The organism is Niallia oryzisoli (assembly GCF_036670025.1).
Taxonomy (GTDB): domain Bacteria; phylum Bacillota; class Bacilli; order Bacillales; family Cytobacillaceae; genus Bacillus_BD; species Bacillus_BD oryzisoli.
In genome coordinates this window covers 3,167,062-3,193,958 of record NZ_CP137640.1, presented here as the reverse complement: position 1 = coordinate 3,193,958, position 26,897 = coordinate 3,167,062, and the positions used below count along the sequence as shown (strand labels likewise).

The window sequence follows — 26,897 nt, the reverse complement described above, 5'->3', positions numbered from 1 at the left end:
ATGTCCTGATTGGATAGTTGGAGTCTAATTTTACGACCTATAGAAAGATGTAAGCAGGTGAGGACAATCGATATCATTGAAACAAGGGTGAGAGGCTTTATCGCAGATATTCAACACCCTAAACAAAAAAAGAAAATAAATATAAACGATTTAGAGCTTCAGCTTCGAAGGCTATTGAATGATTATTTTGAAATGGACGGTTATTCATTGTTTTATCGTGCAATTGAAACATTGCAGGAGGAAGGACAACTTATCCCAATTCTAAATAAACAATTCAACGGAAAAACACCAGCTCTTAGCCTATATTACTGGGTTAATATAAAAACTCAGGAAACCAAATGGGATCGCCTCGAGATGATGAAATTAAGTGATCAATTTGATTTTTCCTATTATGAACGGCATCCTGAATGGCAAACGAAAGAAGAATGGAATCGGATTGAGAATGTATATACGTTTCTAAAGTCCAGTCAGGAACGGGAAATTGTGTCTGTCGAAGAAAGAAGTCTTGAGCTGTTCGGTCATGAAAAATTCTTGGTAGACGGTGACGAGTTTCCAGATGGAAAGGATTTTTTAACACGAATTGGTATAACTGAAGGACAGCTTAAAATGATGAAGTACGGGGAGCCTTTTGTATTTTGGCTGAAACAAGGCAAAGAAATAAAGGACATTCAACGGGTACTGATTATCGAAAATCTATCATTCTTTTATACTGCCATAAAATTATTGGAAGCCTATCAGCTTGATTATGAACCTGAACTCATCATTTATGGTGAAGGAACGAAAATTGAACGGAGCTTTTCGTTTTTCTTTCGCATGTTCCCGCCCAAAAACTACCTTTTCTATTACGCAGGGGATTTGGATGCCGAAGGATATGGTATTCTCCTTCGTTTAATAGAAAAATATCCGGATTGCTGCATACAGCCGGCCTTAAAAATTTACCGTAAAATGCTTGAGTGTCTTGACCAAAGTAATGACCAGAAAATAGGGCAAACACAAAACCCTAAATATCGTGATTTATTCTTTCAATGGTTCACAGAAGAGGAGCAAGCTCTATTGCAGCGATTATGGCGGGAAAATAAGCGGATTCCGCAAGAAGTCTTAACAATCGAAACATGGAGGAAATGGATGTGAACGAATCATGGGAAGGATTCGCCCAGCGAATGCAACGATTAAATCCACTGTTTGAGCTTGGGAGGGGAATGGAAGTTGGTGAACTAAAGCCTCATCTCCAAACGATTCTCATGCAAGTGCTCCTCACAATCTTTTACAGAGAATTAAATGATGATGACCATAGACGAAAATTAGATATCCGGTATATGGTAGAAGATTCAATAAAACAAATGAAGCTTTTAGCAGACGATAAGCAAATTGAACGAATTACAAGCGGGCTGTTATATCAGGGAAAAGAAGAGTATAGCAAACCGTTTGAAGCCTTGTATTATGATGAAATAAAACAATCCTGGGAGACACAAGTCTTCCGCTATGTGACAATGGATGAATTATATACAAATTTAGAGCTGGGCGGTTCTATTGTCTATAAACTAACTGATGTCGCCCAAGAAATGATATTTATGAGCAGGGAAATGGCGGAGGAATTCTCCATTACAATCGAACAACTCTATAGTATGCAGCTGATTAAAAACGGCAATTTTAGAAAAGCCACTCGAAACCTCGATAATCTCATTTCACGGGTAAACCGCTTAATGGCAAGGGAATTTACTTTCCAAAAGGAAATGATCAACAATCCCAAAATCTTATTGATTGAAGAAGAATGGCAAAGGGCCGACAATCGTGTTGAAATCGAAAAGCAATTTGAAGAAGAAAAAAATCACTTTCGTACGATTACGAGCATGATTGAAAAAACAAAACGCAGAAATGAAGAAGATGATGCTATTCAGAAAGAATTGATTCTTCTTCAGGAGAAAATTGGCCATACAAGACAGCTGCATGACCGTTTTGCCAAACTGGTCATTCAAAATATCTCTTATGAGATGAAACTTAAAGCGGAGAATCCTTCATTGTTTTGGGAAACGAGCCTCGTTTCATTTCGCGAGCATTTTTATGAAAATTGGTTCATGAAGGAACCTGTTCACTATTTTGAGACGATTGAAAAGGTCCTTTCACCATTATTTTCACCAAAGAATGAATTTATTCTGCCCTTGGATTGGATTTGGGGTGAACAGGAATTTGATGAAAAACAACTCACCGATCCTGTAAGCGAAGAAGAAACGGAAGAAGAGATTACACATCAGCGCGTAACGAACTGGGACTCTGTGATTCAAGCATGGAGCTATGTTTTTCAATATTTACAAACCTATGGGAAGTTTTCACTGGTCGATTTAGAAACGCTGCCAATAGAAATCCAGGATTTATGGTTTGAAGAATCGGAAACGATTGATTTATGGATGATGTTTGATAAAAAACCGCTCAAGGTTCAAGTGCTGCATCGGAAGGAAGAAACATTAAGTGACGAACGGGAAATTCTTCTTTTTAAACTAATGATGGAGTATCCACAATTTCAAGTGTTTGAAGGCTTGAAACTCTATACAGAATTTGATCCGAAAGCGGAGCCCTTCATATGGCATCGAATGAAGATAACCCCGTTTAAAATATGTGTACAGGAGGAGAAACGATGAATGCAGAAACGATCAAAAGAGCATCTGCCGTCTATTTTTCCTTATTAAAAGATAAAGTAATTGACGAAAATAGTGAACACTTCCAAACTTACTTTGACCCGGAAGTGAGACAGACGGTTCTTTTATTAGCGGACGAATCGGGCACCTTTATCATTGAATCACCTAAACGCATTCAATTGGTAGTTCAGCCGACAGGTTCCGTCTTTGCTACGAATTTTACCCATTTGAAAGAAAAACATAGACAAGTAGAAACGAAAAAGCATTTTCATCTAATCAGCATTGTGATTATGTCTTTTCTTGCAGCGATAGACCAAAACCAGGCGGCAAAAATCCGCACAAAGCGGGAAGGAATCAGCTATTATGCTTTAGAACGACAGGTAAACGATTTGATCATGAATTGGGATTCTATTCTTAAAGCGAAACCATCCTTTGGAGAAGAAGAACGTATTGATATGAAGGAAGTAGTAACGACTTGGAAGTACATGGAGGTTGATTCGGAGGATTACGGAATTAAAAAAGGAAATCGACGTACCAGAATCGGCCTGATTGCAAGTGCCATGCGTTTATTAGAGGCGGAGGGGCTGATCGTTGTGCTGGACCGCGATGAGATCCCAAAGGCAATTCCGAAGCAAGAGCTGTTTGAGAGGATTGAATACCTCTACCACGATTATGATCGGTATGAAATGTTCAAAAAACTAATGAGTTCTGAGGAGGATGAGCATGCCGAAGATCCATCGAATTAGAATTGTCGGCCTGAAGTATGATGGCATGCAGAAGCAATATAAAGATACCACATTTAATTTTCATAACGAAGAGACCTCAACAAACGGTCTCATTGCAATGATGAACGGGGGCGGGAAAGGTGTGTTCCTGCAAACGATCTTCCAAATCCTTAAGCCAGGTACTTCATGGGGAAAACAAAATAATCGTTATTATCAACAGTTCTTTTTTAATAATAAAGAACAATTTATTCCCTATACCTTTCATGTTGTCATTCAATGGGAATTGGATGGTGCGGAGTGCAGGCATCTGGTAACAGGCGGTATGTTTTCAGCCGAACAGAGGATTTCAATGAATGAAGAAAGCGGCAATGAAAGCAAAACACTGGAGCAGGAAGCGAAGATTATTCCTAATATTACCTTTTATACAAGAGAATTTGAGCGGAAGGAAGAGGCCGCGCTTGAACATATTCCACTCTATGAAAATGATGAGGTTGCTGAAACAGAGAGCTTAAAGGACTATTTAAAATGGAATGGATATGATGTTTACCGGGATACGAAGAAGCATTATCGGATTCTTGATACATACGGAATTAACCGTAAAGACTGGGATATTATGAAGGAGATCAATAAGGATGAAGGCGGTGTCGGGAAATATTTTGAGGGAGCTGAGGATGATCATTCCTTGTTCCAAAAACGTATTATTCCGACTGTCAGTCAGGTTCTTCATCGAACCGAACAACAAAAAAATGACCTTGTGGAAATATTCAAGAGTCAGGCAAGCATTGCGAAGGATCTTCCCATTCTTTTAAAAAGAGAACAGGCGCATAAGGAGTTTTTAGAAGACATTGTCCCGTTTGAAGAGCATGTAACGAAGGGAATTGCGCATCAAGACATTGTTCAGTCCAGTATAAAGGCAGGAAGACAGCTGCTTGGTGCTTTAGAGCATTTGAAAAAAGCAGAAGAGGAAACGCTGCTTATTATAGAGAAGGATATTGTAAAGTTAACTTTACGACAATCAGACTTACGTTTTCAAAAAGACAATTTAGAATATGCAAAAGCGCATAGAGAAGTACTCGATTGGGAGAAGAGGCTTACAGAAGAAAGAAATAAGCATACCTCAGTGCAAGAAATTGTCAAAGATAAACAGGAACGCAAAGAGCATCTTGCTTTTCAGCTTTTATTGAAAGAATGGTATGAAAATGAGCAAACGATTCGCTCTTTTTCACAGCAAATTGCAACATTGGAGCAAAACAGCGGATTAGAGCAAGTGAATCAAAGAATGGACGAAATCAAAAAACAAGCACAAGATGAGTGGGAGCTTTCTTATCTTTCCATACAAGAAGCGGTTAAGAAGTATTCAGGCTACCAAAAGTTTTTAAAGAATAAGGCAGCCGAATTATCTCGTCAGGATAAACAAAAGACAACAGATATTGCACAGCTTACAACTGAAATAGACTTTCTTTATACACAGATGCATCATTTTGAGTCGAAGGAAGAGGGGCTTATTAAAGAATTTGGCGACCGCTTAACCTATGATTTCAATGGTTATATTCTAAGCCTTAACAAACAAATTGAAGATAAAAATGCTGCCTTAGAAGAGCTGAAGGAAAAAGTGAAGGAATCAAGTGAACGTCAAAATCAACTGGCCACTTCACATGGTACGCTCGTTCAATCGATTCAGTTTTCAGAAGAAAAATGTGAAGAATTAAAAGCTGCTAATGAAGTACAAAAGCAAAAAGAAGCCAAACTATTAGATAGGCTTCATAGTTTATTAGATGATGCTGCAGGACCGTTAACCCATGCGCTTCTTTCGAAATATGCGATCCAGATTGAAGAAATATTAGCTAATAATAGAGAACAAGCTGAACAAATGAAAAAGGAGCTATGGGAAATACAGCTGGATCATTCCTTAAATGATGAGCCTTTCTGGATTGCCAATAAAGATGTGAAGCAATTAAAGGAATGGATTGATGAAAAGACCGGCATTGATGTGTTTTATGGTACTCAATTTCTTCAATCACTAAATGTAGAGGAAATGGCAGCCACCTTAATGACCAATCCACTCCTTCCATATGGATTGGTCGTTAGCGGGCAGCAATGGCAAAAAATTAATCAGCAGGTTCTTTCCGGAAGAATGTTTAACAGCCCTGTTCCGATTTTCCTGCGTGAAGAAATGAACAGTGAAAATCATCCATCAGCCTTTGTCATGGTTAACGGAACGGAAAAACTGCTTCTAACGGATAAAAATCATTTCACCAACTGGAAAATCAAGATTGCAAAACTAATAGATGAGAAGAAAGAAACACTTATTGAAATAGAAAAAACGGAAACATCGTTACGCCGGATTTTAAAAGATATCGACAGATTTATATCAAGCGAGCTATCCAGTGATATTGAAAAGGACATTAAACAGGAACAGAATACACTCCTTTCAAAGAAAGCGGAATTACAGGGAATTATTACACAAGAGGAAAAAGAAAAGGAATTACAGCTTCAGTTTAAAGAACAGGAAGGGAAAACAAAAAGAAAAATCAGTAAGTTGACTAAAGATGTTGTAACCTTAGAGGAGTATAATCGTGAAAAGTCTATTCATCAAGAAAATACAAGGTTGAAGCTGGAGAAAGAGAACAAGAAGGACGCCTTGATCAATCAGCAGCAAGAAATAGGAAAAGAGTATCAATTGATCATGGAACGACAAAACGATTGGAATCAAACGTTTTTAGAATGGAAGCTTACAATCGAACAAACGATTAAAGAGATCGCCGTTTTTATTGAAGGCGCCATTTTTCCAGCTGATGAAAAAGCGGAGCTATCTGAAGAGGTACCGCGTTTATCTCTACAACTATTAGAAGCAATCAATGGAAGTATTGACGAGTTAAAACAGCTCCAGAAATCAAAAGAAGAACAGGCAAGAGAATTAATGGTTTTACAAGCAAAAAAAGAAACGGAACAAAAGCAGCAAAAGAAGCTAGAGAAAAAACTTAATACTCATAACAAAGAATGGAAAGAGTCCCAAGAACCGGATGAACCGATTAGTATATTGGAAAATATGCTGCAAGCGGCGCAGAAAGAAGTGAAGCTAGCAGAAAAAGAAGAGCGCGAACAAGGAACAGCGGTAACCGTAGCCGAAACGTCTTTAAAACATGCAGCTGAGCAACGTGAAAAGTCAAGCAAAAAGATAGCAAAACATGATAAGCAGCCTGAAGAATGGGAAGAACTTGACTTAGAAATCAAGGAAATCGAAATCAAGGACCAAACGAAAATAGCAAAAGAAGAAGTAAAGAGGGCGGAAAAGCGCCAAAAGGAATCAGAATCAAACATAACGGGCTATGAAGGTGATTTGTTAACATTATCCGTTATCCTAAAAGAAGAAGCGGCTGCATTTACAGAAGAAGATGTAGAAAAAATTAAGAGTCAAGGTAAAGCCTGTATCTTATCCTGGTGTGAAAAACATCAAGTCATTCAAGAAGAAGGCAAAGAAAAACATGCAAAAATCGATCAATCATTACGAAATTTAAAGCTTACAATAGAAGGAAAAGATTGGGAGCTTCGTTTTAAAAATGAAGTCTTAACAACACTGGACCACATGGATACAAGGCATTATTCACATATTCAAAGTATCGTAAAAAATATGAAGCGTTTTTCACAAAGCGGCTTAGAACAATTGGAACGTGATAAAGAAAGAGCTGAGAAGGCGCAAAACTTTTGGGCCAGCCGTGCCAGCATGAAAGTGATGAGCGTATCAGAGGCGATTCGTTCCATGATTGCTAAAATGAAGTTGAAAAATGAACGAGGCACCTTTCCACTCGTCCAGCTTAAGGAAGACATCCTACCGAAAAAGGCTGAAGATATTGAGCCGCTGTTGAAGCAGCATTTTGTCACAGCTATTAACAAAATTACGAAACAGTTTGAAAGAATCGATGATTATAATCGAATGTTAGATGAAGAAATAAAACAACTGATTAGTGATGAGCAAATTTTATTTGTTTCCCTTCGAAATCGCTATCCTGAGCTGCTTGTCTATAACATGCGAACGGATAATGCTTTTATGTATGGGAAACCGCAAAGAGAGCATTATTCAACCTGGCAGACGATTAATCAAGGCTCTAAAACGAAATCCGATGGCAGCGGCGGGCAGAAGCTTTCAGCCCGGATGGTGATGATGATGATGCTATTATCAGTAAAAAGTGAAACAGATCAAAGCTGGGTTCCGTTAGTCTGTGATAATCCGTTTGGACAAGCAGCATCGGCACATGTCCTTGACCCGATCTTTGCTGTTGCTGAAAAGCTGAAGTTTCAATTCATTGTCGTAACGCCGCCGGAACTAGTTAAAACAGAAATCAGTCAAAGATTTGATGCTTATTATAAATTGGACTTCATCCGTGAAAAAGGAAAGGAAATTGTTACAGACACAATTGTTCCGGCATTTCGGATTTACCATGGAGAAGAGTTGGTTCATTAAAGGACGTTTACAAAAATCTCACTTTCTTAATGGAGGGTGGGGTTTTTTTGTGTAAAAAAGGGAAATTAATGTGTAAAGGTAACAATTAATATAGGAAGTTTCTAAGATTTTGCTAATAACAACAAATAAATATATAAATATCAAAGTTTATGCAAAATATGACAAAATTCCACTATAAACTCTTGTAAAATACTAGTAATATGGATAATAGACAGAGTTGAATAAAAGACGCAATTTTCAACCCATTGCTAGTTGGATTTTATGTAAGAGGGGGAATTATTAATGGGGAACAATGTAAAAGAATTAATTGAAACACATGATAAACAACACGTAAAATCCTTAAAGTGGTTCAAAAACTGGAAGTTTATTACGGCTGGAATTGTCATTATGATCGCACTCATCATTGGAGCAATCGGCTATTATCAGGCAAACTACTTTCAGGCACAGACAACAATCAATGGGATTGAAGTTGGTGGATTGACTGCTGATGAAGCGCTTGAAAAATTAAAAACATCCATGTTAAAAAATGAAGTCTATGTTGGAAAACAACAAATATTTAACGGCAAGGATACAAAGATGGGATTTACGGATGAGGATATAACAGATGTCAAAGTAATATTAAAAGAGAAGCAGACGTTTTTCTCTTCTTCCAAGGAAAAAAGTTACTCATTAGTACCAGGCAAACCAGATCCGTATCGCAGTCAGGAAATGAAAAAAATAGTGGAAGAAAAGCTTGCAAATATGAATAAGAGTTTAAAAGCGCCACAAGATGCGGCAGTTCATTTAGAAAATGGGGAAATCGTCATTACTAAGGGCGTTGATGGTGAACAGTATGATACAGCTAGTCTATTAAAGGACTATGAAAAGCAGGAATATATTAGTGTAATCCAACTTGCTCCTGTCTTCGTAGAACCAATTAAAGAAAATAGTGAAATTTTAAAAAAGGAAGAGAAAGAACTGCAGTCACTACTTGGGCATACGATTGAGTATAAGGTACAGGACAAGGTATATTCTTTAAAAGGGAGCGAAGTAATTAATAATGCCTCTGTAACAAAAGATATGAAGGTTACGATTGATACAGAAGGAATAAAGAATAAGATTAAAGAAATTAATGATTCCCAATCCACACTAGATAAGGATTTCACATTTGTAACCCATTCTGGTTCCACCATATCGGTAAAAGGACAAGGCTATGGATGGGCGTTAGATGTGGAAAAAGAAACTGCCTTGGTTAAGGAGGCTTTTGAAAATGGGGAGAAATCGAAATCCGCTTCAAATATTTATGGACATGGCTGGAACAATGAGGGCTATGGTTATGAAACCTTATCGAATAATGGAATTGGTGATACGTATGCGGAAGTATCACTCGCTGAACAAGAAATGTGGATTTACAAAGATGGTAAATTAGTTTTCACAACGAATGTTGTGACAGGAAACCATAGCACTGGGGAGGATACTTCAAAAGGTGTATGGTATGTTCTCTATAAGCGTTCACCATACGTGCTTGAAGGCCAGAGGATCGGAAGTACTTCCGGTTATGCGGTGGAAGTAGATTATTGGGTTCCTTTTACGAACCCTGGACAAGGATTCCACGATGCAGGCTGGCGGACAAACTGGTCAAGTAATGCCTATCTTAATGATGGATCAGGAGGATGCGTCAACGTATCGCCTAGTGTGATGAAAAACGTGTATGAGAATCTCAGTGTATATGATCCAGTTGTCGTATATTAATTTTTATTAAAATTTTTTATCTACCCCCAAAAAAGTCATTAAATATTCGAATAGTATAGTAGAAGGCAATTCGGAGGTTAGATGATGAATATTCAAATTGATATTGATAAACTACTGGAATCTACTATGGATCTTTCTTTAGAAAATAATAGTATTACATTGAAAAAATTTGAGATTGATCAGCTGTTAGAGCAAACGAGGGAATGGTAATAGAAGTATCAACCTCTTACCCAGATTCTGAGTTTAAACACCTTGACATTCATAATATGTAAATTTAGAGGCTGCTGAAACTATTCGGCAGCTTTTTTACTTTGCAATTTTGTCGTAAATAGAGATATAATGAAATCGAAAGAAACCGATTACCTTTTGGATGTGAAATTGAATAATATAAACAGATTAAAAACTTATAAGATATTGTGAGTGTGTTCGATATGAAAATAACGATTTATGATGTAGCTAAAAAAGCAGGTGTTTCAACAGCTACGGTCTCCAAAATCATTAATAATAAAGGGTCCATCAGTGAAAAAACGAAACAGAAGGTTCTTGAAGTAATGGAGGAATTACAATACCAGCCAAGTATGATTGCATCTGCACTAAAAGGGAAAAGTACCTATACCATTGGATTGTTAATCCCAGATCTTTCAAATCCCATCTTTGCCGAGTATGCAAAATATATAGAAGAACGCGGGCAGGAACTGGGTTTTAGTGTTATTATGTGTAATACCGATGCCAATCCGGAAAAGGAGCAGAAATATATTTCGCTTTTGAAGCAAAAACAAGTGGATGGAATCATTGTTGCAGCCAGGTTTAAGAATATTACACTTTTAAAAAATTTAATAAAAGAAAAGTTTCCCCTTGCCATTATTGCAAAAGATCTTCCTACGCTCCCAATTGACAGCGTAACGGTTGATGATTATTTGGGAGGCTATCAGGTTACAGAATACTTACTATCACTTGGCCATAGAAATATTGGCGTAATCGCTGAAGGAGATAAAAGCAGTGAAGAACGGATAAAAGGATACAAACAGGCGCTGCTTGATGCAGGATTACATCCAGCAGAAGATTTAATCAAGGTTTGCGACCAGCCCACAAGGGAATGGGCAAAGCAAATAACAGGAATCTTGCTTGATAAAGAGCATGGTATGAGCGCTATTTTTGGATGCAATGATTTGTTAGCGATTGGTGCTATGCAAGCTGCACGTGAACGGGGGTTAAGGATTCCCGAAGATCTTTCTGTGATTGGATTTGATAATACCGATTTATCAACTATTGTGATGCCTTCCTTAACAACGGTACAGCAGCCGCTTCGTGATATCGGACACCATGTAGTGGATTTATTAACGGAACAAATAAACGGGATCAGCAGAACCACACATCGGGTAGTTTTGCTGCCGGAATTGGTGATTCGCCAATCAACTATGCCGGCAGAGAATAGGACAATCTAATAGAAAAATATAAGAAAGAAGCAGACTCATTAGCTTATTCATTGAGTTTGCTTCTTTCTTATATTTAACAAAAGACAAAAAATTTAAATATTTTATCAATTACTTGTTGAAAACGCTTTTAAAATGATATAAACTCATCTCAATGGATAATCGGTTACCTAAAAGTTAACTAATTATAACAATGGTTAGGAGGTTAGTCATTAATTAATAAAGATACTACAAGCTTATATAAATGAATTTGTTTACGACTTACAGCAAAGTACAAAATGAATAGATACACTTTAATATTAACCGGTTACCTAAAATAAGTTATTTAATCTGGGGAATAAAAAGTCATGAAGAAAATGGATACATAGGTTTTCCCGCGCATTTGTTGAAAGTATTGAGATGAATGATTAACTGGAGCTTGTTTCTATAATACTGGGTCGATTACTTAAGATAATAATAGTTTTTTAGGGGGCGAAAATGTTGAAAAAACTTAGCGGAATTTTAATGACAACTGTTTTAGGTGCAGGGCTAATACTTAGCGGTTGCGGCAATTCAGGAGCAAGTCAATCTGCAGCAAGTGCTAATGAGGATGATCCGAGCGGACAAACAAAGGTTTCCGTTATTCTTAAAGCCTTAAATAGTGAAAACTGGAAATTGGTTCAACGTGGGGCAATGGATGCGGGTAAGGAAGCTGGTGTAACAGTGGAAGTATTGGGACCGAATGCGGAAACAGAAGTTGAAAAACAAGTGTCTCTAATCGAGGATCAGATTACAAGCGGGGCCGATGCTTTGGTAATCGCACCCAGCCAGCCTTCAGCTGTATTGAATGTCCTTCAGCAAGCAGGTGATATTCCTGTCGTTTTCGCAGATACTGATGCAGATTATCCAGAAAAAGTAAGTTTTGTGGGGACTGGAAATTTAGCAGCTGGTCAAGAAGGCGGGGAATTTATCGCAAGCAAGCTTAAAAAAGGTGATAAGGTTGCCATTATTCGTGGAGCTCTTGGTGATAAAACACATGATGACAGAACTGCTGGAGCAGAGAAAGCATTAAAAGAGGCTGGAATTAAAATTGAAACCGTGCAGCCGGCAGATAGCGATCGATCAAAAGCAATGAATGTAATGGAAAACATCCTTCAATCAAATCCTGAAATTAAAGCTGTTTTTGTGACTAGTGAGGAAATGGCTTTAGGCGCATTACGAGGGGCTGAAGCAAAAAACAGCACGGTTATGGTCGTTGGGTTTGATGGAAATTCAGAGGGTCTTAAATCCATCCAATCAGACGGATTGGATGCCGAGGTTGCCCAGGATCCATACAAGATTGGTTACTTATCTGTAGAGTCAGCTGTTAAAGCACTTAATGGCCAGTCGGTCGAAAAACGGATTGATACAGGTGCTAATGTAATTACAAAGGAAAATGTAGATGAACTGCTTACACAAGTTACTAAATATTTAGAAGAATAATTGATTAATCATTTTACTTAAAAACTAAGGGGAGAGATGACGAAATGTAAAAAGTTAAGGTTGGGATTATTGGAGCAGGAAGAATTGGGAAATTACATGCTGAAAATTTAATTCGGATTCAACAAGTTGAAATCAAAGCGATTTCGGATATTTTTGCCGAGCAGGTCAAGCCATGGGCAGAAAGCTTAGGAATTTCAAATGTGACCGGGGATTATGAGGATATCCTCAATGATCCTGAAATAAAAGCTGTTTTCGTTTGTTCCTCGACTAATTCTCATGTACCAATTATTACGAAAGCAGCCCAAGCGGGAAAACGTATTTTCTGTAAAACGCCTATTAACTTTGATTTGGAGCAAACCCGGCAGGCACTTGAAGCAGTGCAAAAATATGGTGTAAACCTGCAAATCGGTTTTAATCGACGATTTGATCATAATTTTAAACGTGTTCGTGAAATGGTTGAAGAGAATAAGGTCGGGAATGTACATATTATCAAAATTACTTCTAGAGATCCGGAAGCTCCACCAAGTGAGTATATAAAAGTTTCTGGCGGAATCTTTATCGATATGAGTATCCATGATTTTGATATCGCCCGCTTTTTATCTGGAAGTGATGTAGAGGAAGTGTATGTCCATGGAGCAGTTTTGGTTGATCCTGTCTTTGCGGAATATGGAGATATTGATACGGCTATCATCACCTTGAAATTTAAGAATGGTGCAATCGGCGTGATCGATAATAGCCGAAAGGCCGTATACGGTTATGATCAAAGGGTTGAAGTGTTTGGATCAAAAGGCTGTGTAACAGTGAAAAATGATTTTCCAAATACAGCAGAATTGACCACAGATGAAGGAGTATACACGGATAAGCCTAAATACTTCTTCTTAGAAAGATATCAGGAAGCTTATATCAAAGAAACAAAAGCATTTATTGAAAGTGTTGCTTTTGGTAAGGAAGTGCCGGTTAACGGGAATGATGGTCTGCAGGCTGAGTTGATTGCTCACGCAGCTAGAAAATCCTTCGAAGAGAAAAGACCTGTAAAAATAAGTGAATTCATTAAAGATACTGTTTCCAAATAAGATGAATGGGAGAGGAAGCAAATGACTAGAGAGTACGGTTTATGTATATGGACCTTTGGAGATATTTCTTTAGAAGAAAAGTGCAGATTAGCAAAAGAAATTGGGGTAAACGGCGTTGAGGTGCAGGGAGATCTCAAACAGGATCCATGTAAGTTGGCAAGTTTATTAGAGAAATATGGGTTAAAGGTATTATCGGTTACACCTGATAATGTCGATATTTCTAGTATAAATGAGGATTCAAGACAAAAAGCCGTACAATACTTTTTAGACTTATTAAGCTGGGCAAGAGATTTAGGAGCAAATCGAATCTGCTTGCATGGTGAGGTTGGTAAAATTGTTGGATGCGGCGATCCTGATAAAGATTGGAAGCTGTTAGTAGAAAGTACAAAAACCGTCATGGAGAAAGCGGAAGCCTTACAAATCGAAGTGGTATTCGAAGTATTAAATCGATATGAAAATCATCAAATTGTTACTGCAAAAGAGGCTTTAAGACTGATAGATGCTGTAAACAGCCCGAATTTATTGGTTTTATTGGATGCCTATCATATGAATATAGAAGAATCCAATCCAGCAGTTGCTTTAAGAACTGCCGGGAAGAAATTAGGCGTTTATCATGTGGCAGACTCTAATCGTCAAGCCATAGGAAATGGGCATGCAAATATAAAAGACCAGGTGGAGGCATTACAGGAGATTAACTATTCCGGACCTATTATTATGGAAATGACAGCAGAAGGTCCAAATCCTTTTACACCAGTTAAAGGAGAGAATTATCTGCAAGCTGTGATTAATTATTACAAAACATCCTTGGAAAAATTGAAAGCTATGGAGTATTCAAAATCAGTCATATAATATCTTATTATTTAGGCTTTGTTAACTAAGGGCTCAGGAGCTTTTAAGCTTTCCGCTCCTGCCCATGGCTTTTCTGCATTTTGCTTTTAACCTATAAAGAATTATTATTATGGGATCGTACCCAGGCGTTCCCGCCTAATGTTGATACTTTTTTTATTAACCGCCGGTGGATTTTTGCTCCTGCGGTATTTTTTGTGAATCTCCTTATTCTGAAATTATGATGAGGAATTTGTTTGAATGATTTCCTTGAGCGGAACATTTGCAAATACAATGCTTAAGCAATTAGATTATATGTACACATGTTTATTTTATTAAATGCCTAAATTATATATAGAATACATACTAAAATAACTGTTTGAAAGAAGGGGAGCTTATGCAATTACGAGTGTCAGCGGTTCAATATCATCTTCACACCATTCATTCCTTTGAAGAGTTTGCAAATCAAGTGGAGCATTATATTAAAACAGCAGAAGAATTTGGATCAGACTTTATTATTTTCCCAGAGTTTTTCACTACACAACTGATGTCAATTGGCAATGATAAAGGGGAAGCATTAACTATCCAACAATTACCTGATTTTACTGAACAATATCGTTCTTTATTTATAGACCTGGCTAAACAATATAACATGCATATTATCGGAGGAACACATGTGATCCGTAAAGGGGATAGGCTTTATAATGTCGCTCATATGTTTTATCCAGATGGCCGGGTTGTAGAACAGGCAAAACTACATATTACCCCAACAGAAGTGACAGAATGGAATATGAGCAAAGGAGACTCACTAGAGGTATTTGAGACCGAAAAAGGTAAAGTCGCCATGTTAACGTGTTATGATATCGAATTTCCAGAAATCGTTCGCATGGCAAAAGCGAAGGGGGCGGACGTTATTTTCTGTCCATCTTGTACGGATGACCGCCATGGCTTTCATCGAGTCCGCTACACAAGCCATGCAAGAGCCATTGAAAATCAGGTCTACGTCGTCACTACTGGTACGGTCGGTTCACTGCCAACCGTAGATTTTATGCGGGCAAATTTTGGTCAGGCCGTTGTTATCACACCAAATGACATCCCATTTCCTCCTCAAGGCATCCTAGTAGAAGGGGAAATCAATCAAGATATGATAGTTACGGCAGATCTTAATTTAGAGCTTTTATATCAAGTTCGTGAAAAGGGTTCTGTTACGACGTGGCGTGACCGACGTACAGACTTATATCCTGATTGGGAAACAAAATAACGTTTTACTTATAGAAATGGAGGGTTCTATAATGTATCGAAAAGAATTTTTTGTTTTCGACCAAGACAAGCCTGTTCCAGTGGTTATCCGTAATTATGAAGTAAAGGACTTTTCTGATTTAATTCGTATCCAGCAGGAAAGCTTTCCTCCTCCTTTTCCGTCCGAATTATGGTGGAATGAAGAGCAGCTAAAGAACCATGTGACATTATTTCCACAAGGGGCATTATGTATTGAAGTGAATGGTGAAATGGCTGGCTCAATGACAGGTCTACTCGTTGATTTTGATCCCGAGCATCCAGATCACACTTGGGAAGAAGTAACAGATAATGGATATATACGTAACCACAATCAAAAAGGAAACACTTTGTATGTTGTCGATATCGGTGTTCGACCTTCCTATCGAAAACTTGGATTAGGCAAGTGGCTAATGTTTTCCATGTATGATGTGGTTGTTCATTTGCGATTGCAAAGATTGCTTGGCGGAGGCAGGATGCCGGGATATCATAAACATGCTAATGAACTGTCACCTGAACAATATATTGATGCTGTAGTGAATGGTGAGCTAAAAGATCCGGTCATCACCTTCCTCCTCCGGTGTGGTCGTACACCTGTAAAGGTAGTTGCTGACTATTTAGAGGACGAAGAATCATTAAATAATGGAACTCTAATGGAATGGAAAAATCCTTTTAACCATTCAAGATAGAAGGGAGATTATGATAGATGGATTATAGTAGAATAACAAATATTAAAGATCCGTTATTTAAACAAATGCATCAATTAATGCAGGATATTTTTCCTCCAGAGGAAGTATTGGAGTTTGATCTTTGGAAAGAACCTTTAGAAGATCCAGGAATTCGTGTTTTTGTTGCTGTCCACGAAGGAAAAGTAGTAGGGGCTACTGAGTACCGCTATTATGAGGATTTTAATGTGGCCATGACAGATTTTACGATCATCGGACAAGCTGGCTTGGGAATCGGACCTTTTTTAGCTCAAAAAAGGTTAGACGATCTGCAGGCGTTAGCAGCTACTAATGGGAAGAAATTATTTGGGATGTTTGCTGAAATCTATGATCCGTATCGTGTAGAGCATTATGAATTTGGCGGCATTAAACCAATGGATCCGTACGTCCGTCGTGAAGTGTTGGCACATCTTGGTTATAAACGTCTTGATTTCCCATATGTTCATCCTTCATGGAATAATGATGGGGAAGCCGTAACAGGTCTTGATCTTTGTTTCCTTCCAATGGAAGGGGAAAGAATCGAGCTACAATCAGACTTAATTGTGAAATTTTTGAAGCGATATTATACTGTTTTATCAAATAAACCAGAGTCGTGGTATAAAATGATTGAAAACTTGGAAGCAAAAGTTAATGTGGGCTTATTAGCAATATAATGATATTTTATGCTGCAAGGAATTGCCTTGCAGCTTTTTTATTTATTTTTTCCCGCTTTCTCGAAAAGATTGTAACATAGATTACAATCTTTTCGAAAGATGTAATGTTATAATAATTAAGACAAATAATAAATAAATGGCAGGATGTTTCTCGAATTTTTAAGATCATCAAGACCAATTATAAAATTACATAACATGAAAAGGGGTATTCATATGCAAAATATGGCCGTTCTTGGAGCAGGAATTATGGGACATGGTGTCGCTCAATTACTTGCACAAGCAGGAAAAAATGTAAAAATCCAAGCAAGAAGAGAATCTTCTCTAGAAAAAGCAAGAGAGCTGATTACAAACAGCCTGCAAATTATGGTTGAAAAAGAAATGACAACTGCTGAAGAAATGGAGCAGGCTTTAGCACGTATCACTTATACAACTGATTTACGTGAAGCGATTGACGGTGCGGAATTCATTCTTGAGTCCATTCCTGAAGTTCTTGAAACAAAATTAGCAACTTATGAAATCATTGAAAGCGTTGTCCCTAAAGAAACAATTATTGCATCTAATACTTCAACTTTCCCTTTAAAAGAATTAACGCAAAATGCAAAGCATCCGGAAAGATTTGTTATTACACATTATTTTAATCCACCTCAAATTGTACCAGTTGTGGAAATTGCTCAATTCGAGAAAACAGATAAAAATGTCGTTAAAGCTGCATATGACTTAATGAAAGAAATCGGAAAGTCTCCAGTTGTTCTGAATAAAGAAATTACGGGATTTATCGTTAACCGTGTACAAGTAGCTTACTTACGTGAGTGCTTCAATTTAATTGAGCAAGGAATTTGTACTGCAGAAGATATCGACATCGCAACAAAAGGGAGCATGGGCTTTAAATGGGCTTTCTGTGGTCCATTAGAAAGTCAGGATTTAGCTGGACTTGAAACAACAAGAGCAATGGTTGGAAACATCATGAAGGATCTATCCAATACAAGAGAAGTCCCAGCATTCTTAAATGAAATGGTAGAAAAAGGCGAGCACGGTATCCGTACAAATAAAGGTTTCTACGAATATGATGATAACGGTGCAGCGGCAATTCACAAGCGTGACGATGCTTTCTTAGATCTTGCTAAATTAATCCAGCAAAAAGAAGAAAACAAAACTGTAAAAACTTCAAAATAATTTATTGATATAGTTGACTTTACAGAAAAGACAAAGACCATATACACTTAAACCATTTTACTTTACCGATAAAATAAACATAAAAAAGGAAGCTGAATCAGCTTCCTTTTTTATTTGCTAACATGTCTATCGAACACGTTCAATGAAAATTCAATTTTTAAGAGAAAAACTATATTGTAATATAATTTTCAGGGTGCTTTAATAATTGATATAGATTAATAAATTTCATCCACAAGTAAGAAAAGGAGACTCATTTATTATGGTGACAATAGTAAAAGATCCAAATACAAAATTAAATATGAGAGAACGGATTATTAATGAAATCATTCATCTTATATACGTATTAGACATAAATGAATTACCTGGATGGGAGGATATTGATTTTTTCCATATTGAATCTCTAAGAAACAATGCTGTTATTTCTACGGAAGAATTATTTGTATTACAGGATTTATTAAATAATAAATATGAGGAAATGCTTTATCAAATGTATTTGGAGAAATTTTACCTGCAATAATAAATTATTGGTATATCCATAAAATATATGACAAATACAAGCATAAGTGATAAAATATTTTTGTAACATAATTCTATTCGCGGATGTGGCGGAATTGGCAGACGCGCTAGATTCAGGTTCTAGTGGTGGCAACACCGTATGGGTTCGAGTCCCTTCATCCGCATATGTATATGCGGGAAATAGCTCAGCTTGGTAGAGCACCACGTTCGGGACGTGGGGGTCGTAGGTTCAAATCCTGTTTTCCCGACCATGTTCCATAATAATTTATACAAATAACTAAGAAGCTGCCGGTAAAGAAGGGAGCTTTTTTTGCTTTGTGAAATAATGCCGAGGCAGTAAAATTGTAGTATTTGTTTAAAATAAAGTACATAATAAAAGAATACAGACATTTTTTGGAGGGAATGGAATGAGTCGACTAGATAGACTCAGAATGGGGAAAGTGGAAACAAGACATTTTCAACAATTCAATGAGTTATTACGTTATGTATTTCAAGTAACAAAAAAAGAATTACAGATGGTAGGGTGGGAGGAACGGGAAATTGCCTTAGCAAAGCTGCCTGTCTTAGAAAAAGCAGATGTTCTTGGCTGGTTTGATGGTGAAAAATTGATATCGCAATTGGCTGTTTATCCATTTCAAGTAAATATTTTTGGCCGAACCTTTGAAATGGGCGGTTTGACAGGGGTCGGAACCTATCCTGAGTATTCTGGTCTGGGACTCATGAATAAACTGATGAGGCAGGCACTTTTAGATATGCAGCAAAGAAAGCAATCCATCTCTTACCTTTTTCCGTATTCGTTTCCTTTTTATCGCCGAAAAGGGTGGGAAATTATTTCTGATAAGATGACCTTCGAAATTAGAGATTTCCAGTTGCCAAAGATAAGAAAAGTTCCTGGCTATGTGGAAAGGTTAGATACTGAACATCCTGATGTTAGAACGGTTTACAGACATTTTTCCAGTATGCGTCATGCGGCCATGATTCGGAATGAACTAGCCTGGGATGAATACTGGCGGTGGGACTTGGATGATTTAACAGCTGCTGTTTATTACGATGACTCACACCAGCCGGTAGGTTATCTTTTATACTGGATTTCGACAGATGTTTTGCATGTAAAAGAAATGGTTTATATAAACCAAGAGGCACGAATTGGCCTGTGGAATTTTATTAGTGCTCATTTTTCAATGGTATCAAAAGTTGTAGGAAATACCTATACAAATGATCCATTGGCATTTTGGCTCGATGACGGGGAAATTAAAGAGACGATTGCCCCATATTACATGGCACGAATAGTGGATGTTAAACAATTTATCGCTCAATATCCTTTCAAAGCTTTAGGAATTGAAATCCATCTGACATTTGAGCTTGATGATCCCATTTTGGAATGGAATCAAGGGGTCTTTACCCTTCATGTATCTGAATCAGGTCAAGGGCAGCTGATTCAAAGTGAAGGTATGGCAGATTTTTCATTGGATATCCAAACGCTGACTACCATGCTGCTTGGTTACAAGAGGCCTTCTTATTTAGCAGATATTGGCCGTTTAGCGAGTAATAAACAGACCGTAGAAATATTAGAGAATTTAATTGAACGTGAGACACCTTATTTTTCGGATTATTTTTAAAATATGCTTATATATTTAACCGCACAGTGTGATGTTTTCACTTGTGTGGTTTTTTTGTTGCTTAATGGTTTACAAAAAAATAACAAATCATTTTAATGTAAAATAAAGGTAATTTAGTTATTGTTATAGAATCTATCAATGACAAAAAGCATTACAATGAAAGGGGTAAGTATGGAAAAGTTAATGAAAGGGAAGAAAGGACTTGTTCTTGGGGTGGCAAATGAGAACAGCATTGCTTGGGCTATTTCGAAACGGTTAGCTGATGAAGGAGCGGAGCTCGCATTTACCTATCAAAATGAAAAGACAGCTACCTATGTCATTCCCTTATTTCAATCTATTAATAGTTCTTTTTATGAAAATGTGGATTTAACCAATTCGGGCCAGGTAGCGGCCGTCATTGATAAACTTAGTCACCATTTTAATGGCCAGCTTGATTTTATTGTTCATGCTGTTGCAGGTGGACCTAATAAAGGGGAGCTTTCAGGAAAGTACATAGATGTTTCTTTAGAGGGGTTTGTCAATTCAATGGTAATAAGTGTTTATTCACTTACAGATATCGTTAAACGAACCTATCATATGATGAAAGATAGGAATGCCTCGATTATTACCCTATCGTATTATGGTTCGGAAAAAGTAGTGAAAAATTATAATGTTATGGGAGTAGCAAAGGCCGCGCTTGAAAGCAGTGTACGATATCTTGCTTCAGATTTAGGGGAGTACAGCATTCGTGTAAATACATTATCACCAGGAACAGTAAAAACACGTGCAGCCAGCGGGATTGGTGACTTTGACCAATTAGTTGAATACACATGTGAACATTCTCCATTTAAGCGAAATGCAACATTGGAGGAAATTTCAAACACGGCCCTCTTTCTATTAAGTGATTTGAGTACAGGGATAACGGGACAAACCATTTATGTTGATGCCGGATACAGTATAAAGGGAGATAATCAATAACGGAAACGAACCAAAGGGGATGAACGCTCATGCAAAAAGAGTTAACATATGAGGATATTCAAATAGGGGACAGGGCTGCTTTTTCTAAAACTATTTCTGAATTTGATATCTATCAATTTGCGGGAATTACAGGGGATTTTAATCCAATGCATATAGATGAAGAGTTTGCTGATAAAACCATTTTCAAAGATAGAATTGCCCATGGTCTACTAACGGGAAGTTTTATTTCTACTGTACTCGGCATGAAGCTGCCTGGACCAAATTCAATCTATTTGTCACAAAACTTTCGATTTACAGCACCAGTGAAGGTTGGTGATACGATTAAAGCAGTGGTAGAAGTAATCGAAAAACAGAATGACAAGAAATTTATTAAATTAAAAACGCGAGTCTGGAATCAACGACAAGAAATGGTAGTTGATGGGGAAGCGTTGGTTATGAAAAAACAATTAGATAGTCAAAAGAGTCATTCGGATGGAGAAACGATTTCAGCGGTAGATAAGCAGTGAACTATACTTTTATAAACTGAGTCTTTGTTGAAATTTTTCCTTTATTAAATAAAAGTATAAAATGGTATGTAGAAAAGGAGTGAATGACATGAAATATATCGATACATGGGATTTAGATACTATTTTTCCAGGAGGAACTAAATCACCAGAATTACAGAAGAAATTACATACCATTAAAACCGAGATTCAAGACTATCAAAAGCAAATCAGTGAATGGAACTTTGCGGAAAACAAATCGGTTCAGCCGCTAAAAACATTACTAAAGACGCAGGAAAAGATTGAAAAAGGCTTAGGTCAGGCTGGCTCTTTCGTGCATATGTGGCAGGATGCTTACACGGATGATGAGTATGCGAATGTAGTCATGGGCCAGGTGATGGATTTATCGAGTGAAGTTGAAAATCTATCGACTGTTTTTACGAAAAAGATTGTTGCCATTCCTGATGAAGATTGGCAAATACTTTTAAAGGATTCCGAATTAAGTGAGGTTTCCTTTGCTCTAAATGAGATTCGTGATCAAGGAAAACGATTGTTATCAGAAGCCGAAGAAAAGATCATAACCGATTTAAATAATGATGGGATTTCGGGTTGGAGCCGGTTATACGATACGGCGGTTTCCATTATGACGATTCCGTTTACAGATAAAGAGGGGAACAAAAAGGAATATTCAGTAGGTCAGGCGATGAACCGGATGTATTCCGATCCTGACCCTGAGGTACGGAAGCAGCTTTTCGAAAATTGGGAAGCGGCATGGACGAAATATGCCCCGATTTTTGCAGATACGATCAATCATTTAGATGGCTACCGAATTACGCTTCAAAAAGCTCATAACCGTGAGAATTTTCTCGATGAGCCTTTGGAATATAACCGGATGTCCAAAGAGACTCTTGATGCGATGTGGGCAGCTGTTTCGAATCATAAACAGCCATTCGTAGACTTTTTAAAACAAAAAGCCAAAATACTCGGAATGGAAAAATTAGGCTGGCAGGATGTGGACGCACCTGTTGGTTTTGGCGACGTGGAGCCGCCGCGATTTACCTATGATGATGCCTGTGATTTTGTGATCGAACACTTTGCCAGCTTTGGACCTCAATTATCGTCCTTTGCCAAGCATGCCTTGGAAAACCGCTGGGTAGAGGCTGAGGATCGTCCGAAAAAACGCCCGGGCGGATACTGTGAGGAGCTTCCGGAATTCAAAGAATCACGCATTTTTATGACTTTCACAGGATCTCCTTCAGATACAAGTACGTTAGCCCATGAGTTAGGCCATGCTTTCCATAGTTATGTGATGAGAGATTTACCGGAATTAAACCGCAACTATGCGATGAATGTCGCAGAAACGGCTAGTACCTTTGCCGAGACGATTATCAGCAATGCCACAGTAGCCAATGCAAAAACGAAGGAAGAAAAAATCACTCTCTTAAATACGAAAATGGAAAATGCAATTGCGATGTTTTTAAACATCCATGCCCGTTTTCTATTTGAAAAATCCTTCTATGAAGAACGTACAGAAGGGATTGTATCTGAACAAAGATTGAATGAATTGATGATTAATGCGCAAAAAGAAGCTTATTGTGACAGCTTAGCCAGCTATCACCCGCATTTCTGGTGCAGTAAGCTGCACTTCTTTATCGACGACATCCCATTCTACAACTTCCCGTATACATTTGGCTTCTTATTCAGTTTAGGGATTTATGCTGAATTCTTAAAGGAACCAAATGGTTTCGAGGAGAAATATATAAGGTTGCTGCGTGACACTGGATCAATGAAGGTAGAAGAGTTAGCCATGAAGCATTTAGGTGTGGACCTTACTAAGAAGGATTTCTGGGAAGAAGGTATTCAATTAATGCAAAAGGATGTAGAGGAGTTTATTCAGTTAACGAATGAAGTAAAAAAATAAAGGTATTTGAAATGACATCCCAAACGTTTGGGGTGTCTTTTTGTGTGCGATTGAAATTTTCCATTCGGGAGAAAATAAAGGGGACTTTTTAGCAAGGAGATTAATCATATGGAGTCCAGTCATAAGAAGACAATTTCGTTATCATCGAATTCCATTATTTTAGGCGTACTATTAGCGATTGTTGGAGGATTTTTAGATGCTTATACCTTTATCAGCAGAGATGGAGTTTTTGCAAATGCACAAACAGGGAATATGGTATTATTTGCAGTCAAAATTGCAAATAAAGAATGGGAAGCGTCATTTTTACATATTCCTCCCATTCTAGCATTTATTGCAGGTGAGATTGTATCAGAAATTGTAAAAATTGAAAGAGTTCGGGAAGTGGTGTACAGCTATAGAAGATCGATATTGATATTGGAATGTATGATTCTTATGATTGTTGGCATGTTGCCGCCCGCTGTTCCAAATATCGTGGTAACGGTTTGTATTGCTTTTGTATCGTCGTTACAAATATCAACCTTCAACAAAATCGAAAAATGGGCTTACAACTCTACGATGACAACTGGAAATCTCCGAACAGCAACGCAGGCAGCTTATTCGGCTTTTATAGAAAAAAGCCGGGAAGCTAAGCAGCAATTTAAAGATTTCGCAACGATAATATTGTCATTCCTATTTGGTGCTTTAGCGGGAACATTCTCGACTACTTATATCGGAAATACATCCATTTGGATCGCAGGTGGCTTGCTAGTGATTGCAACAATCCTGTATCATCGAGATAAAGGATATTTTCGTAAATCAGTGGCTTCAAAATAACTTCAATGAAATATGCTGGAGTATCTGTAAATTTGCCTATAAAGAGTAGATTCCAGGAATTAACATGCTAGCATGAAAAATAACACTGCAATTGGGATTGTAGATAATCGATTGTCTACAGCAGCCCTAGTTGTAGTGTTTTATTTTTGAAAACAATTCTTTAACAACTTTGGTTCTGTATCCTATTAACTGTACGAAATATACAGTATTTTTAGTATATTTCGTATATTCATGTCATTGTTTATAAAATTATGATTTTTTAGAATATTATTAGAAGGGAATTAAACTACTGTCTCCGTGTAAATAGGAAGAGAGATAGTTTCAATCATAATTTCAATCATATTTTAAATCAATTTGAGGAGTCGAGATGAAATGATTTTTAAACTATCAGAAGAACATGAAATGATTCGAAAAATGGTACGTGACTTTGCAAAGAACGAAGTCGAGCCTACAGCAGCCGGGAGGGATGAGGAACAGCAATTTGATCGTTCCATCTTTGATGCAATGGGTGAGCTAGGTTTAACCGGTATCCCATGGCCTGAAGAATATGGCGGCATTGGCAGTGATTATCTTGCCTATTGTATTGCTGTTGAAGAGTTATCACGTGTGGATGCATCTGTTGGTGTGATGCTGTCTGCGCATACCTCATTAGCGGGATGGCCTGTTTATAAATTTGGTACAGAGGAGCAAAAGCAAAAATATTTACGTCCAATGGCACAAGGTGAAAAATTAGGTGCTTATGGGTTAACAGAGCCTGGCAGCGGTTCGGATGCAAGCGGAATGAAAACAACGGCACGCCTTGAAGGTGACCATTATGTCCTGAATGGATCCAAGATTTTTATCACCAACGGAGGAGAAGCCGGGATTTACATTGTATTTGCAAGTACAGATTCGTCTTTAGGAGCAAAAGGGATTACAGCCTTTATTGTTGAAAGCGATTTCCCAGGATTTTCGATTGGCAAAAAAGAAGACAAAATGGGAATCCGTTCATCACCTACAACAGAAATCATTTTTGAAGACTGCAAGGTGCCTGTTGAAAATGTACTAGGTAATGTAGGTGAAGGCTTCAAAATTGCCATGATGACATTGGATGGCGGGCGGAATGGGATTGCAGCTCAAGCGGTTGGAATTGCTCAAGGAGCACTTGATGCTGCAACAAATTATGCAAAAGAGCGTGTCCAATTTGGCAAGCCGATTTCCACGCAGCAGGGAATAGGATTTAAGCTGGCTGATATGGCGACAAATGTGGAAGCGGCGAGATTATTAACCTATCAAGCTGCATATCTTGAATCTGCGGGACTGCCATATGGTAAAGAATCAGCGATGTCCAAGCTTTTCGCTGGTGATACGGCAATGAAAGTGACAACAGAAGCAGTACAGGTATTTGGCGGATATGGATATACGAAGGAATATCCGGTAGAACGATATATGCGTGATGCAAAGATTACGCAAATTTACGAGGGGACACAGGAAATTCAGCGTTTAGTTATTTCACGGATGCTGACGAAGTAAAGAGAAGCCCACATCCGTCTTTCGGTTGTATAGGACTAAGCCATTTCCCTCTAAATGAATCTGTTCGTATGACCAAAAGACGTAACAATGACAATGGAGGAATACAGATGAATATTTATGTAATAATGAAACGCACCTTTGATACAGAAGAAAAAGTCGTGATCAAAGCTGGACAAGTTAGTGAGGATGGTGCGACTTTTATCATAAACCCTTATGATGAATATGCCATTGAAGAGGCTTTGGTATTAAAGGAAGAACATGGCGGTGAAGTGACGGTTGTTACGGTCGGTGACGAAGAATTCCAAAAAGAACTTCGGACCGCATTAGCAATGGGAGCGGATAAAGCCATTCTAATCAATGATGAAGACGTTGAAGGAGGAGATGCATTCTCAACTGCCTCCATTCTAAGTGCTTTTTTCAAAGATAAAGAAGTGGATATCATTCTTGCTGGAAATGTTACTGTCGATGGCAGTTCGGGACAAGTAGGGCCGAGACTTGCAGAGGAGCTAGGTATAACAGCTGTTACGACGATTACAAAGTTAAGCGTTGAAGGAACTAAGGCAACGATTGAACGAGATGTCGAGGGGGATATTGAAATCATCGAAACACAGCTGCCGTTACTCGTAACCTGCCAGCAAGGCTTGAATGAACCGCGTTACCCATCATTACCAGGCATTATGAAGGCGAAGAAAAAGCCGCTTGAAGAGCTAGACCTGGATGATTTAGATATCGATGAAGACGACGTTGAAGCAAAAACCAAAACGATCGAGATATTCTTACCAGAGGCAAAAGCAGCCGGCAAGGTTCTTGCAGGAGAGATTACACAACAAGTGAAAGAGCTTGCCACCTTATTAAAAACAGAAGCAAAAGTAATTTAAATATTACAAAGTAAATGATGAACCGGAGAA

Annotated in this window: 21 protein-coding genes, 2 tRNA genes and 1 pseudogene; all 24 read left to right on the top strand. The window is 37.9% G+C overall.

The features are described from left to right. Positions 1-57: 57 nt before the first annotated feature. The 24 genes and pseudogenes from R4Z09_RS15975 (at position 58) to R4Z09_RS15860 (ending at position 26,867) form a co-directional block, all read left to right on the top strand. The gene (locus R4Z09_RS15975; protein WP_338447749.1) at positions 58-1,131 is read left to right on the top strand and encodes a Wadjet anti-phage system protein JetD domain-containing protein; all 1,074 of its coding nucleotides are present in this window, start codon (positions 58-60) and stop codon (positions 1,129-1,131) included. Then, the gene (locus R4Z09_RS15970; protein WP_338447748.1) at positions 1,122-2,636 is read left to right on the top strand and encodes a hypothetical protein; all 1,515 of its coding nucleotides are present in this window, start codon (positions 1,122-1,124) and stop codon (positions 2,634-2,636) included. The genes R4Z09_RS15975 and R4Z09_RS15970 overlap by 10 nt, the downstream gene beginning before the upstream one ends. Further along, positions 2,633-3,379 (top strand): DUF6063 family protein, encoded by a 747-nt coding sequence (locus R4Z09_RS15965; RefSeq protein WP_338447747.1) that lies wholly within the window; start codon positions 2,633-2,635, stop codon positions 3,377-3,379. The genes R4Z09_RS15970 and R4Z09_RS15965 overlap by 4 nt, the downstream gene beginning before the upstream one ends. Further along, positions 3,357-7,820, top strand: a complete 4,464-nt coding sequence (locus R4Z09_RS15960; RefSeq protein ID WP_338447746.1) for a hypothetical protein — start codon at positions 3,357-3,359, stop codon at positions 7,818-7,820. Before R4Z09_RS15965 ends, R4Z09_RS15960 begins: the two co-directional genes overlap by 23 nt. A 282-nt stretch (positions 7,821-8,102) precedes the next feature. Continuing rightward, positions 8,103-9,551: a L,D-transpeptidase family protein gene (locus tag R4Z09_RS15955; protein WP_338447745.1), complete on the top strand. Its 1,449-nt coding sequence runs from the start codon at positions 8,103-8,105 to the stop codon at positions 9,549-9,551. Between the two features lie 84 nt (positions 9,552-9,635). After that, entirely contained in the window at positions 9,636-9,761 is a 126-nt protein-coding gene (locus R4Z09_RS15950; protein WP_338447744.1) for a hypothetical protein, read from the top strand. Between the two features lie 221 nt (positions 9,762-9,982). Beyond that, positions 9,983-10,996: a LacI family DNA-binding transcriptional regulator gene (locus R4Z09_RS15945; protein WP_338447743.1), complete on the top strand. Its 1,014-nt coding sequence runs from the start codon at positions 9,983-9,985 to the stop codon at positions 10,994-10,996. Positions 10,997-11,461: 465 nt separating this feature from the next. After that, positions 11,462-12,445, top strand: coding sequence for a sugar ABC transporter substrate-binding protein (locus R4Z09_RS15940; protein ID WP_338447742.1), 984 nt, complete (start codon positions 11,462-11,464; stop codon positions 12,443-12,445). A 50-nt stretch (positions 12,446-12,495) separates the two neighbouring features. Further along, positions 12,496-13,518: pseudogene (gene iolG / locus R4Z09_RS15935) on the top strand (inositol 2-dehydrogenase); the annotation flags it as partial. A 21-nt stretch (positions 13,519-13,539) separates the two neighbouring features. Beyond that, on the top strand, positions 13,540-14,367 hold the full coding sequence (locus R4Z09_RS15930) for a sugar phosphate isomerase/epimerase family protein (RefSeq protein ID WP_338447741.1): 828 nt from the start codon (positions 13,540-13,542) through the stop codon (positions 14,365-14,367). Between the two features lie 373 nt (positions 14,368-14,740). Beyond that, a complete protein-coding gene (locus R4Z09_RS15925) occupies positions 14,741-15,604 on the top strand; it encodes a carbon-nitrogen hydrolase family protein (RefSeq protein WP_338447740.1) in 864 nt (287 codons plus the stop codon). Positions 15,605-15,635: 31 nt separating this feature from the next. Beyond that, positions 15,636-16,307: a GNAT family N-acetyltransferase gene (locus R4Z09_RS15920; protein WP_338447739.1), complete on the top strand. Its 672-nt coding sequence runs from the start codon at positions 15,636-15,638 to the stop codon at positions 16,305-16,307. Between the two features lie 17 nt (positions 16,308-16,324). Continuing rightward, on the top strand, positions 16,325-16,996 hold the full coding sequence (locus tag R4Z09_RS15915) for a GNAT family N-acetyltransferase (protein ID WP_338447738.1): 672 nt from the start codon (positions 16,325-16,327) through the stop codon (positions 16,994-16,996). Positions 16,997-17,209: 213 nt separating this feature from the next. After that, complete coding sequence (locus R4Z09_RS15910; RefSeq protein WP_338447737.1) at positions 17,210-18,169, top strand: 3-hydroxyacyl-CoA dehydrogenase family protein; 960 nt, start codon at positions 17,210-17,212, stop codon at positions 18,167-18,169. A 259-nt stretch (positions 18,170-18,428) separates the two neighbouring features. After that, positions 18,429-18,686, top strand: a complete 258-nt coding sequence (locus R4Z09_RS15905) for a hypothetical protein (RefSeq protein WP_338447736.1) — start codon at positions 18,429-18,431, stop codon at positions 18,684-18,686. Between the two features lie 79 nt (positions 18,687-18,765). Then, positions 18,766-18,849, top strand: a tRNA-Leu gene (locus R4Z09_RS15900). Positions 18,850-18,859: 10 nt separating this feature from the next. Continuing rightward, positions 18,860-18,936: transfer RNA gene (locus tag R4Z09_RS15895), tRNA-Pro, on the top strand. Between the two features lie 156 nt (positions 18,937-19,092). Further along, positions 19,093-20,304 carry a GNAT family N-acetyltransferase gene (locus R4Z09_RS15890; RefSeq protein WP_338447735.1) on the top strand — a complete coding sequence of 404 codons (1,212 nt, stop codon included), beginning with the start codon at positions 19,093-19,095 and terminating at the stop codon, positions 20,302-20,304. Between the two features lie 171 nt (positions 20,305-20,475). Further along, on the top strand, positions 20,476-21,261 hold the full coding sequence (locus R4Z09_RS15885; RefSeq protein ID WP_338447734.1) for an enoyl-ACP reductase: 786 nt from the start codon (positions 20,476-20,478) through the stop codon (positions 21,259-21,261). Between the two features lie 29 nt (positions 21,262-21,290). Then, complete coding sequence (locus tag R4Z09_RS15880) at positions 21,291-21,767, top strand: MaoC family dehydratase (RefSeq protein WP_338447733.1); 477 nt, start codon at positions 21,291-21,293, stop codon at positions 21,765-21,767. Between the two features lie 88 nt (positions 21,768-21,855). Beyond that, a complete protein-coding gene (locus R4Z09_RS15875; protein WP_338447732.1) occupies positions 21,856-23,664 on the top strand; it encodes a M3 family oligoendopeptidase in 1,809 nt (602 codons plus the stop codon). 108 nt (positions 23,665-23,772) lie between these two features. Next, positions 23,773-24,477 carry a YoaK family protein gene (locus tag R4Z09_RS15870; protein WP_338447731.1) on the top strand — a complete coding sequence of 235 codons (705 nt, stop codon included), beginning with the start codon at positions 23,773-23,775 and terminating at the stop codon, positions 24,475-24,477. A 372-nt stretch (positions 24,478-24,849) separates the two neighbouring features. After that, entirely contained in the window at positions 24,850-25,989 is a 1,140-nt protein-coding gene (locus tag R4Z09_RS15865; protein WP_338447730.1) for an acyl-CoA dehydrogenase, read from the top strand. A 107-nt stretch (positions 25,990-26,096) separates the two neighbouring features. After that, positions 26,097-26,867 carry an electron transfer flavoprotein subunit beta/FixA family protein gene (locus R4Z09_RS15860; protein WP_338447729.1) on the top strand — a complete coding sequence of 257 codons (771 nt, stop codon included), beginning with the start codon at positions 26,097-26,099 and terminating at the stop codon, positions 26,865-26,867. Positions 26,868-26,897 lie beyond the last annotated feature (30 nt).

Bases quoted from the DNA above. Each gene is read 5' to 3' on its own strand.
- R4Z09_RS15945 (WP_338447743.1), top strand. From the start codon at position 9,983: ATGAAAATAACGATTTATGATGTAGCTAAAAAAGCAGGTGTTTCAACA.
- R4Z09_RS15950 (WP_338447744.1), top strand. From the start codon at position 9,636: ATGAATATTCAAATTGATATTGATAAACTACTGGAATCTACTATGGAT.
- R4Z09_RS15905 (WP_338447736.1), top strand. From the start codon at position 18,429: ATGGTGACAATAGTAAAAGATCCAAATACAAAATTAAATATGAGAGAA.
- R4Z09_RS15870 (WP_338447731.1), top strand. From the start codon at position 23,773: ATGGAGTCCAGTCATAAGAAGACAATTTCGTTATCATCGAATTCCATT.
- R4Z09_RS15925 (WP_338447740.1), top strand. From the start codon at position 14,741: ATGCAATTACGAGTGTCAGCGGTTCAATATCATCTTCACACCATTCAT.
- R4Z09_RS15965 (WP_338447747.1), top strand. From the start codon at position 2,633: ATGAATGCAGAAACGATCAAAAGAGCATCTGCCGTCTATTTTTCCTTA.
- R4Z09_RS15875 (WP_338447732.1), top strand. From the start codon at position 21,856: ATGAAATATATCGATACATGGGATTTAGATACTATTTTTCCAGGAGGA.
- R4Z09_RS15860 (WP_338447729.1), top strand. From the start codon at position 26,097: ATGAATATTTATGTAATAATGAAACGCACCTTTGATACAGAAGAAAAA.
- R4Z09_RS15885 (WP_338447734.1), top strand. From the start codon at position 20,476: ATGGAAAAGTTAATGAAAGGGAAGAAAGGACTTGTTCTTGGGGTGGCA.
- R4Z09_RS15865 (WP_338447730.1), top strand. From the start codon at position 24,850: ATGATTTTTAAACTATCAGAAGAACATGAAATGATTCGAAAAATGGTA.
- R4Z09_RS15930 (WP_338447741.1), top strand. From the start codon at position 13,540: ATGACTAGAGAGTACGGTTTATGTATATGGACCTTTGGAGATATTTCT.
- R4Z09_RS15880 (WP_338447733.1), top strand. From the start codon at position 21,291: ATGCAAAAAGAGTTAACATATGAGGATATTCAAATAGGGGACAGGGCT.
- R4Z09_RS15890 (WP_338447735.1), top strand. From the start codon at position 19,093: ATGAGTCGACTAGATAGACTCAGAATGGGGAAAGTGGAAACAAGACAT.
- R4Z09_RS15920 (WP_338447739.1), top strand. From the start codon at position 15,636: ATGTATCGAAAAGAATTTTTTGTTTTCGACCAAGACAAGCCTGTTCCA.
- R4Z09_RS15960 (WP_338447746.1), top strand. From the start codon at position 3,357: ATGCCGAAGATCCATCGAATTAGAATTGTCGGCCTGAAGTATGATGGC.
- R4Z09_RS15955 (WP_338447745.1), top strand. From the start codon at position 8,103: ATGGGGAACAATGTAAAAGAATTAATTGAAACACATGATAAACAACAC.
- R4Z09_RS15940 (WP_338447742.1), top strand. From the start codon at position 11,462: ATGTTGAAAAAACTTAGCGGAATTTTAATGACAACTGTTTTAGGTGCA.
- R4Z09_RS15915 (WP_338447738.1), top strand. From the start codon at position 16,325: ATGGATTATAGTAGAATAACAAATATTAAAGATCCGTTATTTAAACAA.
- R4Z09_RS15970 (WP_338447748.1), top strand. From the start codon at position 1,122: ATGGATGTGAACGAATCATGGGAAGGATTCGCCCAGCGAATGCAACGA.
- R4Z09_RS15910 (WP_338447737.1), top strand. From the start codon at position 17,210: ATGCAAAATATGGCCGTTCTTGGAGCAGGAATTATGGGACATGGTGTC.